Here is a 14,995-nt window from a genome sequence, read left to right on the forward strand (position 1 = left end):
GCGAATGAAGCCCTCTCGCCGTGGATATCGGGCGTCCGCTGCGCGAACCGACCGATGCTCGCGAGGATTTCGTCCGCCGTCTCGGTTCAGAGGAACGGCTTCGGGTCCTCGTCGTGTGCGTCGAGGGACTCTCGTTCACAGCGCGCTCCGGCGCCGTGCCAAGCGCGCGTCGACGGACCAGCGCCCCGCGCCGACGATGACGAGAAACAGCGCGCCGAGCAGCATCGCCCAGTCCGTCCTCGCCTCGTGGGCCATGCTCCAGAAGCCGTATTGCGGCAGCTTGCGCACGTGGAAGCCGAGGATGTCTCGGCCGAGCAGGATCGGGAGCTTTGTCGAGACCAGCGCCACGACCATGTCGATGACGAGCAGAGCGGCGGCGAACCGGGTCAGGAGCCCCGCGAGCACGAGCGCCCCGCAGACGATCTCGACCACCCCCACGAAAGGTCCCATGACCTCCGGCCAGGGAATGCCGATCTTGACGAACCGTCCGGCGCCGAGCTCCGCTGGATACATGAACTTCTGGAGCCCTTCGGACAAGAAGACGGCCCCGACCGAGAGGCGCACGAGGAGCGTCGCCGCAGGCGCCTCGGACTCGAGCATCTTGCGCAGGTGTTTCATCATTTCGTTCCGCCCTTCGTCGAGAACCTATCGAAGCGCGTAGACGGTCCTCGTGATCTCGTCAAGCTCGCCCCCCTGCCGTAGAGCACGACCGGCGAGCCGACAATCCTGAAGCGTGCCCTCACGGCCCCCGGCCGCCGAGGGGCGCCCCGACGCGTCGCCGGCGCCGAGCGACAGACCGACGCAGGCGATCGCCGCGCAGCGATATGGCCGGCGGCGTGATCGTCGGTCATCATGTCCTCGTGTTGTATGTCCGCCACGTGCCGGGTCCGCCGCTCTCGGCGCACGTCGCCGAGCTCTGGTACCTTTCGGCTGCGCCGCCCCACGCGGCCGAGCGCATCCTGCCCTCCGGTACCCTCCAGCTGGTCGTCAACCTCGACGAGGACGAGCTTCGCATCTACGACGGCCCCACCCTTCGCCGCCACTCCGGTGCCGCCGTGTCGGGCGCGTACCAGTCCTCCTTCGGCGTCGACACACGCGAGCACGCGTCGATGGTCGGGGTCCAGTTCCGCCCCGGCGGCGCGTGGCCGTTCCTCGGCGCGCCGCCCGGCGCGCTGACCGACACGCACGCCGACCTCGCGGAGCTCTGGGGGCGACGGGCGGCGGAGCTCCGCGAGCGCCTGTGCGCGGCGCCGGAGCCGCGCGCTCGCTTCGCGCTGCTCGAGCGCGCGCTGCTCGACCGCCTTTCGAATGCGCGCCCCGGTCATCCCCTGGTGCCGCATGCGATCGCGGCGCTCGAGGGAGGCGAAAGGCGCGTCGCCGACGTCGCGGCCACGCTCGGCATCAGCCACCGGCGGCTCATCGACGTGTTCACCGCCGAGACCGGCCTCGCCCCGAAGGCCTTCGCTCGGATCACACGCTTTCGACGGGCGCTCTCGCGCGCCGAGAGGGAGCGCGAGCCGGACTGGGCCCGGCTCGCCGCCGAGTCAGGGTTCTGCGATCAGTCGCACCTGATCCGCGAGTTCGTGGCCCTCTCCGGCAATTCGCCGACCGCGCTCATCGCCCGGTCCTCCCGCGAGCACGTCAAGCTGCACCACATCGCCATCGCCGCGTCGGCCGCGCCGGATGGGGCGCGCGGAAGGGACCGGCAACGCGCGCGCCCCCGAGGCGTCCTGACCCGATGACCGCAAAGGGTCGGCGCTGCTAACCCGCCGATGCCTCGTGGAGCTCGACCGGGTTGCCGTCCGGATCTTCGATCTGGATCTGCGCGCCCCCCACGCCGCGTTCGATGTCGTTTCGGAAGGGTGTCTCGGCCGCACGGAGCCGATCGATGAGCGCGGCGAAGTCGTCGACGTAGAGGACGACGCGGTTCCAACCGCCGGCGGCCTGAGCGCGGCCGTCGGGCATCGGGCGCGCGCCGGAGCTGCCGGGTCCGCTCAGGAGCAAGCGCAGGTCGCCGCGCGAAACCGCCGCGAACTCCGTGCCGGACTGCATGTCGAGCGCGAAGCCGAGCCGCTCGGTGTAGAAGAGAACGGCGCGATCGACATCCGTGACTTGGTAACGGACGACCGCCAAGGTGGCATTGGGGACTCCCGTGTCCGGGGTCGGTTCCGTGGTTTGGGACATGCAGCCTCCGAGGGAGAAAATGACCAGGATGAGGATGATCTTGCGGATGATCTTCATGGGCCGATCCTGTCGTCCGCGCGCGCCGCCGTATTGGACAAATTGGAAGCCGCGGGTGGTCCTTCGGCAACCCTCGCGAGAACAGCCGCGGGAGCGCGAGCGGCGGCGGCGCCGGGGTCCGCAACGACCGACGCGCGGCGAGCCCCCCCCCGCCGCGCGCCTCAGGCGTGGCTGGCCACGGTGAGGCGCTCGCGCTCCGCCCACATGCCGATGATCCGCCGTGGATGCCCGTCGGCGCGGCGGTTCGCGAACCCTCGAATCTGAACGATGGCCCGCGCGCGCGGATCGACCTCGATCGTGAAGCGCCGCACCGGTGCCCCCTCCCCGGCCTGGCGGCGCAAGGTCCAGATGCTCGACACGCCCCGCACGCAGCGATCCTCGTAGCTCGCGACGCAGTGCCTGAGCGCGCGCCCCTCGGCAACGAGCTCCCCGCTGCTCAAGAGCTCCGCGATCCACCACTCGATCGGCCCCTCCGCGGCCTCCGGCCTCGGCGGCTCGACGTAGCGGAAGCCTTGTAGCTTGGACGTCGGCCAGGTCCGGCCGGTGCCGCGGCGAACCGCGAGCTCGGCGTGCCAGGCGTCGACGATGCGCAGGAGCGACTGAGGCGTCCGCCCGGCCAGCGAGAAATCGGGATCCGGGGGCCCCTTGATCAAGACCCCCGCGTCGGTCGCGATCTCGGTCGGGCGGACGCACCGCGCATAGAGGAAGTCGATGATGGTCGTGACGCGGATCGGGCCGAGGGCGTCCCAGTAGCGAGCAAAGAAGCGCAAGGCCTGGCGCCACAGGTCCCCGTGGCCGAGATCGGCGGCGAGGTCCGTCGTCAGAATGGTGTCGACGAGCTCCGGCGGGCCGTCGAGGCCGAGGATCTCCGCGCGCCGCATCGCCGCCTGGAGCGGGAGGTGCGGCGGCGAGGTCAAAAGGATGTGCTCCATGCGGCGGGTCATCCGCACCGGCAGCCCGGAGATCTCGCGGAACGGGCGGCCGTTCGCGTGCTCGATGAACCAGCGCTGCGGCTCCGGGTCGTCGGCGAGCCACACGGAGACGAAGCCGCACGGGACGACGTAGCGGCCGACGACGTGCTGCGCGAGCGAGTGAATCAGATCGTTCACGCCGGCATCGCCGCCCGCCCAGGTGGCCGCCGAGGCGACGTGCGCCGCGTTGTGGCGCGCGAGGTTCCTGAGCGCCCGGACGGCCGCGGCGCGCGACGCGTGGTCGCGGCCGGCGCACAGCAGCGTCGAGCGCTCGCGGGCGTGACCGAGCAAAGAGGCGAAGGCGGAGCGCGCCGCGAGGTCGCCCGCGAGGTCCGAAAAGGCGTCACTGACGGCGCGATCGACCTCGCGCCGGGCATGGCGATGGAAGCAGGTGGTGTTCGACACGAGCCGTTCTCCTTGCGTGGACCGAGACCTCGGCCACGCCGTGCGGATGGGGAGGCGCCGAACGCCGAGGGCCCTGCATTGGGCCGCTCGCCGCGCACCGGCGCCCGTTCAGCACGCACACGCACGCCGCGCGAGGCCTCGCTCGCCAGGGGGGCGAGGAGCAGCTCACACGGCGTGTCGCTCAGGAGAAACGGAAGAAGCGCACATGGTCACTCTGCCGGACGCCGGCGCGAGGGTCAAGCTCGCTCCGCCGCCAAGGCGACTCCACGCATTCGAGCGCCGTTCACAAGAGCGTTTCGAAACAGGCTCTGTATCGCGGCCGCCGTGCGGCGCGCGCGCCAGTTACCAGCACGCCGTGGGGCAGGTCGCGCAGGGCGTCCACGTGAGGTACCGCCTCCGCGTCGCGCGCGAGAGCCTGGTCAGCGATCACAGCGCCGAGGTCACCGTGGCCCGCAGGTGATGCGGGTACCGCGTCTCTCGGACGACCGAGGAGGACGGAAGGAGCCGGATTGCAAACAAATATTTGCAAAGTTTTCTTTGCAATCGTACCATCGAGGGATGGCCCAGCGCACCGTGCCCGACGTCGAGACGCTCAAGGCGGTCGCCCACCCGATCCGCTCGAAGCTGCTCGCGCTGCTGCGCTACGAGGGCCCGGCCACCGCCTCCGAGCTCGGCCGGCGCCTCGACGAGTCGAGCGGCTCGACCAGCTACCACCTGCGCCAGCTCGCCCGGTACGGCTTCGTGGAGGAGGTCTCCCAGCAGCCGAACCGGCGCGACAAGCGCTGGCGCGCGACCCACCGCTTCACCAGCTGGAGCCGGGCCGAGCTCGCCGGCGATCCCGAGGGCCGCCAGATCAGCGACGCGCTGGAGCGCCGCCAGCTCGCCTCCGCCGTCGACGCGTTCCAGCGCTGGTCGGCCGAGCGCGACGCCCTCGACGCCCGGTGGGCCGACGCCGGCGGCGTCTTCGACGACCTGCTGCGGCTCACCCCGTCCCAGCTCACCCGGCTGACCGAGGAGCTGGGCGAGGTCTTCGCCCGCTACCGGTCGTCGCCGCCCGACGCCGGCGACGAGCCGGTCGGCCACGTGCGGGTCTACCAGCAGCTCCTCGCGTTCGCGGAGGTGCCCCTGTGAGGCCGCTCAGCGCACGCCAGGCCGAACGGCGCTACCTCGCGCTGAGCGGGCTGCGCTGGTTCGCCACCGGCCTGGTCTTTCCGGTGATGGTGCTGCTGTACACCGACCGCGGCCTCGACCTGCCCGCGGCGGGTCTGCTCGTCGCGCTCTACTCGGGCGCCGTCATCGCGCTGGAGCTGCCCACCGGCGGCCTGGCCGATCAGCTCGGCCGCCGCGGCACCCTGCTGCTGTCCGGCGCGCTGTCCGTGGTCGGCCTGACCGGGTTGGCCTTCGCCCGGACCTGGTGGCAGTTCGCCGCCGTCGCGCTTGTGTCGGCCGCCGCCCGCGCGCTCGGCTCCGGCCCGCTGGAGGCCTGGTACGTCGACACCGCGCGCGCCGCCGCCCCCGACACCGTGCTGCGCACCGGCATCTCGCGCGGCTGGGCCGTGGAGGCCCTCGGCCTCGGCCTGGCCGCGACCCTCGGCGGCTGGCTGCCGGGCCTCGCCGACGGCCTGCGTTCGGGCGGGGTGCTGTCGCCGTTCTCGGTGCCGGCGCTGGCCGCCGCCGCGGTGGCCGCCGCCAGCCTGATCGCGCACGCGGCGCTCGTGGTCGAGCCGGGGGACATCCGGCGGCCGCGGGCCACCGGCGCCGCGGCGATGCTGCGCGACGTGCCGGCCCAGATCGCTTCCGGGGTGCGGCTCTCGTCCAGCGACCCGGTGGTCCGGCTGCTGATGCTGCGCATGGCCGCGGTCGGCTTCGCCGTCGCCGCGCTGGAGCTGCTCACCCCGCTGCAGCTGGCAGAGATGCTGGGCGGCGCCGACCGGGCCGGCCTGGCGTTCGGAGTGCTCGCCACCGCCGCATGGTTGGGCAGCGCCGCGGGCTCGGCGGCCGCCCCCGCGCTCTGCCGGGCCGGCACCCGGGTTGGGCTGGCGTCGCCGCTGTCCACGGCCGCCGCCGGCACCGCCCTCTTCGGGCTGGGGGTCGCGCTGATCGGGCTGGCCGCCGCCGGCCCGGGCGGGCTCGCGCTGGCCGCCGCCGGATACGTGCTGTCCTATGTGAGCGGTGGGGTGCCCGGCCCGCTGACCACCGAGGCGCTGCACGAGCGGGTCGACGCGGCCCGGCGCGCCACGCTGATCTCCGTCGGATCGCTCGCGCTCCAGCTCGGCTGTCTGGTCGGCAGCGTCGCGGTGGCCCGGGTGGCGGCGTTGGCCGGCTATCCGTACGGCTGGGCGGCCGCCGCCGGAGCGCTGCTGGTCGCGGCCGCGCTCACCGTACGCGCCGCCGCGCGCGCGCGGCGCTCGCAGGCCGCGCCGGCGCGATCCGCAACGGAGGGTTCCCCTGCCCACCAGCTCAGCTGATCGCGCATTCGGGCAACACGGACGCTCGTCGGCAGATCGGGTCGTTGGCACGCCGCGCTTCGTGGGCGCTCCGCCGCGCTAACCGCCCCGATGGCGGTGGTAGTGAGCGGCCACCTTCATCCGGTTGCCGCACAGCTCCATGCTGCACCAGCGCCGGGCGTGGTTCCTCGACGTGTCGTGAAAATAGAGGACGCAATCCGGGTTCCCGCAGCGCTTCACGAGCTCCGGATCCACATCGCAAAGGAGCCCCGCAGCCGCCTCGGCGATGGGGCCGAGGAGCTGCGCCGGCGCGTCGATCCGCGCATGGCCCCGGCGCGCGAACCCGGCGCGCGCCCGCACGACCTCCGTGGTCCCCGCGTCGAGGCGCAGGGCCCGGTTGAGCACGTCGAGCGCGTCCTCTGCCGCCGCTCCGCGCTCGCGCGGCCGCTCGATCAGCGCGCGCAGCGCCGCCCGGAGCCGATGCGCCTGTGCGACGGCGCTCGCCCCCTCGCTCGACCCCTCCCAGCGATCGAGGACGCCCGCCGCGGTCGCGCCGTCGAGGAAGCCCGCCTCCCTGGACCAGTCGACGAGGCCGCGCAAATCCGGGAGCAGCTCCACCCGGCCGCCGCGCTGCACCGGCTCGGTGTTGAGGAAATCGAGCGCCCGATGATGGCCGACCCAGAGAAAACGCGACGCGCTGCTAACCATCGATCACCCACTTGACTGGTTAGCACGCCTGCTACATAACCGTCAAAATTCGAATACGGAGGTTAGCATGAGCCGCGAGGAGAACGTGGACGTGGGCCCTGGGCGATCGGCGGCGCGAGCTCGGGAGGTCGAGCCGGCGAGATCCGTGGACGCGCCCGCCGCGAAGGGCGCGGCCGGTGCCACGGGGGCCGCGGCTGGGCGGCGCTCCGGGCTCGCGCGGCTCGGCCGGGCCGCGGGCGGGCTGGCCTCCGCCGCGCTCGTCGCCGCGCTCGTGGGGTGCGCCGGTCCGTCGCTCGCGCCGAGCCGCCACGCCGGCGCCCCGGCCGACGCGCCGGCAGGCGACCGGACCCCGGCGGCAGCGCCCGAGGCGGTCTGGCCGGAGAAGACGTTTTATCGCACCGTCGAGGTGCGAGGCCGCAGGATCTTCTACCGCGAAGCCGGACGCCCCGACCGCCCCGCGCTGCTCCTGCTCCACGGCTTCCCGTCGTCATCCCACGAATACCGAGAGCTGCTCTCCCTCCTCTCGGGCCGATATCGCGTCGTGGCGCCGGACTACCTGGGATCGGGCTACAGCGATCGCCCTTCCCCCTCCGAGGTCACGTACACGTTCGACCTCCTCGCGGAGCACATCACCGGCTTCACCGAGGCGCTCGGGCTCACGCGGTACGTGATCTACATGCACGACTTCGGCGGGCCGGTCGGGTTCCGTGTCGCGCTCGCCCACCCCGAGCGGCTGCGCGGGATCATCGTGCAGAACGCCAACGCGTACGTCGAAGGCCTGTCCGAGGCGCTGCGGGTGGGCATTCGGCACGCCCACGAGGACCGGTCCCCGGCGAGCGCCGCCGCGGTCGCCCAGCTCGTCAGCGCCGAGGGGGTCAAGCAGGAGCAGTATCTCCGGCATGTGCCGGTGGCGCACCGCGATCGCGTGAGCCCCGACGCCTGGACCCACGACCTCGCGTTCCTGGCCACCCCGGAGGAGCGCGCGGTCCAGGTCCAGCTCATCCAGGACTACCAGACCAACGTCGATCGCTATCCGTCGTGGCAGGCGTTCCTGCGCGCCCGGAAGCCGCCGACCCTCATCGTGTGGGGGCGCAACGACGCGGACTTCATCAACGCCGGCGCGAAGGCGTATCTCCGCGATCTCCCCGACGCGGAGCTCCACCTGCTCGACGCGGGGCACTTCGCCGTGGAGGAGCAACCGGTCGAGATCGCCCAGCACATCGCGCGCTTCATGGAGCGGCTCCCCCGCTGAGCCCGAGCGGCATCGCGCCGCCCGCTCCAGGGACGAGCCCAGGCGACGCGAGCTACCGCGGGACCGGCGGGGCCACGACGTCGTTGATGCTCTCGACGTTGCCGCCGGCCGGGTAGCCGTACGAGGCGTAGAAGTCCGTCCCCCAGACGGTGACGCCGAAGGCGCCCGCGCTGCGCGCCTCGTGCAGGCTCGTCTCGCACGCGGGGCTCGCGCCCACGAAGCCGCGGCTCAGATCGACGTGCGCCACCTCGAACGCGCCCGCGGTCCCGACCCGGCGCCACCCGGTCACCGGACCGAGACAGCTCAGCTCCACGTCCGCGAAGCCGTTCGGGCCCTTGACGCGGGTGATCACCAGGCTCGTCGTGGCGTAGGTCGGATCGGTGAAGAACACGTACCGTTCAAGGAACTGCTCGGGCGGCAGCTGGATGACCCACTCCTCGTCCCCGAGCATGCACGGGGTGCCGGCGATCGGGATCTCCGCCACGCAGCCGGGGCGCGTCCAGGCGGGGGCGCCGGGCATGTATTGCGTGAGCATGAAGGGGTGACCGCCGTCCTGGGACCGCACCGAGAACAGCGATGTCACCTCGAACTCGGCGACCTCGCCCGCCTCCAGGGCGGCCGGCGCGCCCGGAGGCGGCGCCGGATCCCACGAGAGCGCCGTGCCGTCGGTCACGCCGAGCAGGCGATAGACGACGCTCTCGGGCTCCTGCGAGGCCAGCCGCGAGACAACGCCGGCGCCGACGTACTCGCTGCCAAGGGCGCGGATCGGCGCGATCTGCTGGTGGGCCGCGTCCTGACCGCCGCCGGCCGGGGAGGTGTCGGTGGCCACCTGCAGGTAGGTGTTGCCGGTCCACACGCCGATGGGCTTGTTCGACTGGAGCACGGCGCCGCTCGGGTCGGCGCCCATCCATTGCACCACGTCGCCGGCGCCGAGCGTCACCTGCGTGGCGGTGTCGGCCGGCGCGCCCGGGGCCCCGCCGCCGCCGGGGAGGCTCGACGGTGGCACGAGATCCACCGTCGTGTCGTCCTCGGCGGCGACGAGCATCATCCACGGGACGCCGAGGCCGTACGCGTGCGGCGCCAGGGCGACGTAGTTGGTGCCCCACGTGCTGCGCGGGAACAGGAGCGAGGCGCTGGGGAGGAAGCTCATCGCCCCGCCGTACGGCAGGATGTCGTACGCCGACACGGGCGTATCCGAGGCGACCTGGAACGCGGCGCCGGTGCCGCTGTTGTGCACCGCGACGTCGGCCAGGACGGCGGGAGCCCGCGGGCACTCGAGCGATCCGAAGGCGCTCGCCGCGCCCGGCCGGTGCGAGAGGAACAGCACCGCCACCTCGCCCGGCGGGATGCCGTCTTCGGGCAAGCGCGTGTACGTGGTGCTCGGGCCGATGCCGCTCGGGAGGTAGGTGAACTCGGCCGCGTCGAGCGCCTCGCCGCCGTAGGCGACGCGGATCCTGGCGTGGCGGGGCCAGGTGTTCGCGAGGAAGACCGCATGGCACGCGCCGCTGTAACTGGAGGCGTCGAGCTCGTTCTGGAAGAACGGCGGCGACGGCGCGAGGTAATCGCACCCGATGGATCCGCCCGCCTTCTCCGCGGCCTCGCACGCGGGGACGCACCGCCCCTGGAAACACCCCAGCTCGGGCGGGCACACCGCGACGACGTCCCCCTCGTCGTCCACGACGCCTCTCATGTCCGCGGAGCATCCGCTCCCCGTCCAGCCGCCGGTGACGTCGCCGAAGTCCAGGTCGCCGCCGTCGCCCGTCCCGTCCGACCCGCCCGCGCCCGCCCCTTTCGGAGGGCCGAGGGGTGGGTCCGCCGTCGGGGTGCAGGCAGCGGCGACAAGGGACGAGGCCAATCCCGCCCAAAGAAGATAAGTGGTCGAGAACCTCACCTCCCGAAGTCATCGTGTCGCCGCAGGACTGTCAAGCGCGGTCCGCCCGAGGGCGCGTGCAGCGCCCGCAGCGGCGCGAGCTCCCTCGGCAAATCCTCGTCGCGCGCCCCGGCGGAGCAACAAGCCGACGGCGCGGCGAGCGGCTCGACGAGGCGGCGACCGGCGGGGAGGCGTGCCGTGCCCGCGCGGCGCCGCGGGCGGGCGACGCGCGGGCGCGCGAGGCTCGCCTCAGTTCGACCGGGTGGGCGGGTACTTGTAGAACTTCTGCGCCCACTCGATGGTCCAGATCGCCGGCTCGACGTACACGTTCTTGTCGACGCCCACGATCATCTCCCGCTTGATCTTCGACATCGCCGCCAGGAAGACGCGGCGATCGTCCTCCATGCGCGACCGCATCACGGTCGACGGCGGGTACAGCTCCTTGACCTGCGCCACGACCTGCTCGTCGTCGATCCACCCGTCGACCCCGCGCTCGCCCTTCGGGAGGCGCGCGCCGCCCTCGTCGAGCCAGTCGCGCAGATCGTTGTCGCCGCGGTTCATGCCGTCCGCGTGGCAGCCGATGCACGCGCTGCCGGTGTTCAGGCGGCGATCCGTGCTCGCGAAGCCGACCCGGCTCGTGATCACGGCGTCCGCGTCCTCGCGGGTGATGCGCGGATCGCGGACGATGTTGACGAACGCGTCGACGCGGCGCTGGTTGAAGCCGCCCCACAGCGAGTAGCCCTGCAGGCCGTTCGGCAGATCCCAGATGACCTCCTCCGCCGACTGCTGGAGGCCCTCGGTCCCGGTGTAATAGCGGCAGTTCAGGAACTGCGCGCCGCCGTAGTTCGGCTGGCCATCGCACCCCGGCGGCTCCGTGCCGTACGGCTGCGCGAGCGTCGCGACGAAGCTGAGGGTGGCCGCCGTCACGCCGCCGCCGGTCCCCGCGATGAACTTCGGGATCGGGTGCGCCCAGAACGGGAACCGGATCTGGCCCTGATCGTACGCCTGCTCGATCGTCTGCACGTTGCCTTCGAGCTGCCCCGTGAAGATGTCCCACGTCTTCCAGTAATATCCGCCCTTCGTCGTCCTCGCCCGCCAGTACATGCGGGAGTCGATGGTGATGGCCTGCTTGGTGACCATGTACTCGTAGGACTTCATCCCCTGGTCCTTGATGACGCCGAGCTCGCCCTCGAGGTCCTGGGCGTACCAGGGGATCGCCATGATCGCGTTGTACACGTCGGGGCGGGTCAGCGTGTAGACGAGCTGGCTCGCCTCGATGTAGTCCGTCTTGAACCCGTCGACGTAGGGCGGCAGCACCTCCTTGTCCGTCGCGCCCTCGACGTTGCCGGCGAGGACGCGTCCCCAGACGAGCTTCGCGAAGCTCGGGTCCTCCTGGACCTCCGCGGTGTAACGGTGCTTCTCCTTCGTGGTGACGTCGCTGCCGACCGGCTCGCCGAGGTAGTTGACGCTGGTCCGGCCGAAGAACACGTCGTCGTCCGAGCCGCCGAAGTGGAGCTTCGTGACGCCCTTGTTGTAGCCCCAGTAGTTGCGGGTATCGAAGCGGTAGACGATGCCCTTGCCGTTGATGTCGACCGGGTTCACGATCTCCGGCGCCCACCGGGCGGTCGAGTTCAGGGCCTTCGCGATCCCCACGCGGGCCACGTTGAGCTCGTCCGCGGTGACGCCCGCGTTGTGGATCTCGTGCAGCGAGGTGTACTTGACGAACTCCGCGTCGCCCGCGGCGACGGTCGCCTTGTCCGCCGCGATCCACTCCTTGACCTGCGCCTCGGTGACCTTCTCGCCCGCCGGGACGGTGCGCAAGGTCTCCGGCAGGGTCGGCACGACCGCGGCCGCCCACGCCTCGACGGCGGCGAGCATCTGCGCGTTCGCGTCCTTGCAGCTCGAGCCGAAGCAGTTGTGCCGGTCGATGCCCATCCGGACCACGAGCTTCGAGTCCACCGGCTTCTTGAAGTTCACGCGGGTGAGCGCGTACTCGTGCGCGAGCGCCGGGTCGACGTCCGAGTGGATGGGCGCCTGGGCCCGGCTCGTCGTGCTGTGACAGCCCGAGCAGTTCTTGGTCAGCAGCGGGTAGACGGTCGTCTTGAAGGCCTCCAGCGACCTGGCCTTGTCGAAGCCGATCTCGTCGAGACAGACGGCCTCGACGTTCACGCCGCCCTTGCCGTTCGGGAGCTCGCTGTATCCCAGCTCGCATCCCGCCACGGGCTCCTGGCCGGTGCCGGTGGACGGCACGCCGGAGCCGCTGGTCCACCCTCCGGAGCCGCTGGGCCCACTGGCGGTGTCGCCTCCGCTGGAGGAGCCGGGGTTAGACCCCCCTCCGGTGGTGGAGTCCTCGTTATCGACGCCTCCCTCTCCGGTCATCGCGGTGCAGCCGGTCGCGAGCGAGCCCGCGACGATAGCTGCCGAACTCAATGCGATCCAATAGGCGATCTTGCGCATCGGCGGACCTCTCGAGCGACTGTCGTCGCGATCTCGACTCGCGGCGGAGGTCGTCATCCCCCCGGAGACGACCTGGGTTAATTTTGTAAGGATGTATTTGCCGCAGAGGGAGACACTTCCGGCCCTCGCGGTATGACAAGAATGCCCGCCTGCCAGGTCGATGATCATGCGATCGCAAGACTTCGCAAGATTTCGACCAGCGTGTTTCGAAAAGCGGCTCGCCCTCACGAAGGGCGCACCGCGCCGTGCGCGTCAATTCACCTGACCAAGAAATTTCCAGGCTCACACGGTGGACGCTCGAAGCGGGCTGGAACGAGCCGTCTTTCCTGCAATTCAGGCCGGGCAGCGCCGAACGCCACACGACGCCCGAGCCCGGGCGCGGGCGATCTCCTCCCGGCCTGCGGGACAGGGCGGCTCAGAAGCGACCGACGAGCCCGAGCCCGGCGCTGCTCGGACCGAACGCCATGGGCGCCGGGAGCACGATTTGCGCGCGCTCTCGCATGCTCCATCCCCTCGTGCCTGGAGTGCCCGACAGGCGATCGTACACGAGGAGGGGTGGGCCCCGATCTCGACATTCACACGGGCGTTCGCGTCGCGCGGGGCACACCGCAGCGCAGGTGTGCGCGCCCGCGTACACGCGCTCGCCGTCGCCCGCGCCGCGACGCTGGACAAGCAGGAGAACGTTCGCTAGATTGCCCGGCGATGTCTGTCGTGCCCGCGCGCGCCCTTCGCCCCTGCCTAGGCCTACGGCCTCGGGGGCTCTGCGCGCGCTGCTGACGACGTCCATCTTCGCAGCTTGACCCCCGTCGGTTCCTTGTCCCGGTGGGGGTCCTCGCATCGTCGTCGCGACGACTCCCATCTTCAGCTTTCAGGGAGTCCTGTCATGTCCACGATGCCCATCCACAAGTACAAGCCGTTTCAGCCCATCCATCTGCCCGATCGGCGCTGGCCCAGCCGCGTGATCGAGAGCGCGCCGCGCTGGTGCAGCGTGGACCTGCGCGACGGAAACCAGGCCCTCGTCGAGCCCATGGGCCCCGAGCGCAAGCTCCGCATGTGGCACGAGCTCCTGCGGATGGGGTTCAAGGAGATCGAGGTCGGCTTCCCCAGCGCGTCGCAGCCCGACTTCGACTTCGTGCGCCGGATCATCGACGAGCGGCTCATCCCGGACGACGTGACCATCCAGGTGCTGACGCAGGCGCGCGCCGAGCTGATCGAGCGGACCTTCGAGGCGATCCGCGGGGCCCGGCGCGCCGTCGTGCACCTCTACAACTCGACCTCCACGCTCCAGCGACGCGTGGTGTTCGGCCTGGACCGCGCGGGCATCGTCGACATCGCCGTGCGCGGGGCGAGGCTCGTGAAGGAGCTCGCCGCGCGCATGCCCGAGACCGAGGTCGTCCTCGAGTACTCGCCCGAGAGCTTCACGGGGACAGAGCTCGATTTCGCCAAGGAGATCTGCGAGGCCGTGATGGACGTGTGGCAGCCCAGCCCGTCACGGAAGATCATCCTGAACCTGCCGGCCACCGTGGAGATGGCCACGCCGAACGTGTACGCGGATCAGATCGAGTGGATGCACCGGAACCTGAAGCAGCGCGACTGCATCGTGCTGAGCGTGCACCCGCACAACGACCGCGGGACCGCGGTGGCCGCGGCGGAGCTCGCCGTCATGGCCGGCGCCGACCGCGTCGAGGGCACGCTGTTCGGGAACGGCGAGCGCACCGGGAACGTGGATCTCGTCACGCTGGCGCTCAACCTGTTCTCCCAGGGGGTCGATCCGGAGCTCGAGCTCCACGACGTCCAGGCGATCAAGGAGACGGCGGAGCACTGCAATCGGCTGCCGGTCCACCCGCGCCACCCCTACGTCGGAGAGCTCGTGTACACCGCCTTCTCGGGCTCGCACCAGGACGCGATCAAGAAGGGGTTCAAGGCGCTGCGCGAGCGCGGGGGCGCGGCGTGGGAGGTGCCATATCTCCCCATCGATCCGCAGGACGTGGGGCGCAGCTACGAGGCGGTGATCCGCGTGAACAGCCAGTCGGGCAAGAGCGGCGTGGCCTACCTGCTCGAGCACGAGTACGGCTATGCGGTGCCGAAGGATCTCGCGATCGAGCTGAGCCAGGCGGTGCAGCGCAGGGCGGAGCGGACCGAGGGCGAGGTGCAGAAGGCCGAGATCCTCGCGATCTTCGAGCGCGAGTACGTGAACCGCGGCGGGCCGGTGCGCGTCGTCGGGCACAGGACGAGCGGCCAGGGCGTGGCGGAACGACACGAGTTCCAGGTGCAGATACGCGGGGTCCCCCACGCGCTCTGCGCCGCGGGCCAGAGCCCCGCCCACGCCTTCGCGAGCGCGCTCTCGCGCCACGCGGGGATCGCGATCGCGATAGAAGAGCACGCGGCGCACGCGATCGACCAGAGCGCAGGCGCCGGGTCCGCGGCGTACGTGGCCCTCTCGATCGGGCGCAAACGCAGCTTCGGGGCGGGGACGCACCCGGACGCCGTCATGGCGTCGCTCGCGGCGGTCGCCTCCGCGTGGAACCGCGCGCGGCCGGCGGAGCCGGCGCGGGTCGCGCTCTCGGCCGAGTGAGCGGGCGCGGTCGGCGCCTCTTCGTGAGGCGGAGCGCGCTTGGGCCTTCGCGCTCCGCCGATCGAGCGG

11 protein-coding genes are annotated in these 14,995 nt (G+C 71.7%); 5 read left to right on the forward strand and 6 right to left on the reverse strand.

Annotated elements, in window-relative coordinates; all coding sequences use genetic code 11:
• Nucleotides 1–135: 135 nt before the first annotated feature.
• A complete protein-coding gene (locus NQZ70_RS30665; protein ID WP_129581671.1) occupies nt 136–618 on the reverse strand; it encodes a DoxX family protein in 483 nt (160 codons plus the stop codon).
• A 218-nt stretch (nt 619–836) separates the two neighbouring features.
• Between NQZ70_RS30665 and NQZ70_RS30670 the strand changes: the two genes are divergently transcribed.
• The gene (locus NQZ70_RS30670; RefSeq protein WP_237244193.1) at nt 837–1,742 is read left to right on the forward strand and encodes an AraC family transcriptional regulator; all 906 of its coding nucleotides are present in this window, start codon (nt 837–839) and stop codon (nt 1,740–1,742) included.
• A gap of 19 nt (nt 1,743–1,761) precedes the next feature.
• Here the strand turns inward: NQZ70_RS30670 and NQZ70_RS30675 are convergent, their stop codons facing one another.
• The gene (locus NQZ70_RS30675; protein WP_237244194.1) at nt 1,762–2,241 is read right to left on the reverse strand and encodes a VOC family protein; all 480 of its coding nucleotides are present in this window, start codon (nt 2,239–2,241) and stop codon (nt 1,762–1,764) included.
• A gap of 161 nt (nt 2,242–2,402) precedes the next feature.
• The gene (locus tag NQZ70_RS30680; protein ID WP_129577390.1) at nt 2,403–3,617 is read right to left on the reverse strand and encodes a PcfJ domain-containing protein; all 1,215 of its coding nucleotides are present in this window, start codon (nt 3,615–3,617) and stop codon (nt 2,403–2,405) included.
• 558 nt (nt 3,618–4,175) lie between these two features.
• Between NQZ70_RS30680 and NQZ70_RS30685 the strand changes: the two genes are divergently transcribed.
• Nucleotides 4,176–4,748, forward strand: coding sequence for a helix-turn-helix transcriptional regulator (locus NQZ70_RS30685; protein ID WP_165374252.1), 573 nt, complete (start codon nt 4,176–4,178; stop codon nt 4,746–4,748).
• Nucleotides 4,745–6,085 carry an MFS transporter gene (locus NQZ70_RS30690; RefSeq protein ID WP_129577392.1) on the forward strand — a complete coding sequence of 447 codons (1,341 nt, stop codon included), beginning with the start codon at nt 4,745–4,747 and terminating at the stop codon, nt 6,083–6,085. The genes NQZ70_RS30685 and NQZ70_RS30690 overlap by 4 nt, the downstream gene beginning before the upstream one ends.
• Nucleotides 6,086–6,163: 78 nt before the next feature.
• On the opposite strand, the gene NQZ70_RS30695 is transcribed toward NQZ70_RS30690, so the two are convergent.
• Nucleotides 6,164–6,772 carry an ABATE domain-containing protein gene (locus NQZ70_RS30695; RefSeq protein WP_129577393.1) on the reverse strand — a complete coding sequence of 203 codons (609 nt, stop codon included), beginning with the start codon at nt 6,770–6,772 and terminating at the stop codon, nt 6,164–6,166.
• A gap of 67 nt (nt 6,773–6,839) precedes the next feature.
• On the opposite strand from NQZ70_RS30695, the gene NQZ70_RS30700 reads away from it, so the two are divergent.
• On the forward strand, nt 6,840–8,024 hold the full coding sequence (locus tag NQZ70_RS30700) for an alpha/beta fold hydrolase (RefSeq protein WP_129577394.1): 1,185 nt from the start codon (nt 6,840–6,842) through the stop codon (nt 8,022–8,024).
• A 52-nt stretch (nt 8,025–8,076) separates the two neighbouring features.
• Here the strand turns inward: NQZ70_RS30700 and NQZ70_RS30705 are convergent, their stop codons facing one another.
• Together NQZ70_RS30705 and NQZ70_RS30710 are read right to left on the reverse strand one after the other, a co-directional pair.
• The gene (locus NQZ70_RS30705) at nt 8,077–9,879 is read right to left on the reverse strand and encodes an IgGFc-binding protein (RefSeq protein ID WP_129577395.1); all 1,803 of its coding nucleotides are present in this window, start codon (nt 9,877–9,879) and stop codon (nt 8,077–8,079) included.
• 264 nt (nt 9,880–10,143) lie between these two features.
• On the reverse strand, nt 10,144–12,324 hold the full coding sequence (locus NQZ70_RS30710) for a hypothetical protein (RefSeq protein ID WP_129577396.1): 2,181 nt from the start codon (nt 12,322–12,324) through the stop codon (nt 10,144–10,146).
• 910 nt (nt 12,325–13,234) lie between these two features.
• Between NQZ70_RS30710 and leuA the strand changes: the two genes are divergently transcribed.
• Nucleotides 13,235–14,926 (forward strand): 2-isopropylmalate synthase, encoded by a 1,692-nt coding sequence (gene leuA, locus NQZ70_RS30715; RefSeq protein ID WP_129577397.1) that lies wholly within the window; start codon nt 13,235–13,237, stop codon nt 14,924–14,926.
• Nucleotides 14,927–14,995: the final 69 nt, after the last annotated feature.

Origin of the sequence: Sorangium sp. So ce836 (assembly GCF_028553905.1) — a bacterium.
Classification (GTDB): domain Bacteria; phylum Myxococcota_A; class Polyangia; order Polyangiales; family Polyangiaceae; genus Sorangium; species Sorangium cellulosum_D.

What these genes read in the sequence shown, in the direction of transcription:
- NQZ70_RS30665 (WP_129581671.1), bottom strand. Translation starts at nt 618, where the DNA reads ATGAAACACCTGCGCAAGATGCTCGAGTCCGAGGCGCCTGCGGCGACG.
- NQZ70_RS30700 (WP_129577394.1), top strand. Translation starts at nt 6,840, where the DNA reads ATGAGCCGCGAGGAGAACGTGGACGTGGGCCCTGGGCGATCGGCGGCG.
- NQZ70_RS30675 (WP_237244194.1), bottom strand. Translation starts at nt 2,241, where the DNA reads ATGAAGATCATCCGCAAGATCATCCTCATCCTGGTCATTTTCTCCCTC.
- leuA (WP_129577397.1), top strand. Translation starts at nt 13,235, where the DNA reads ATGTCCACGATGCCCATCCACAAGTACAAGCCGTTTCAGCCCATCCAT.
- NQZ70_RS30685 (WP_165374252.1), top strand. Translation starts at nt 4,176, where the DNA reads ATGGCCCAGCGCACCGTGCCCGACGTCGAGACGCTCAAGGCGGTCGCC.
- NQZ70_RS30695 (WP_129577393.1), bottom strand. Translation starts at nt 6,772, where the DNA reads ATGGTTAGCAGCGCGTCGCGTTTTCTCTGGGTCGGCCATCATCGGGCG.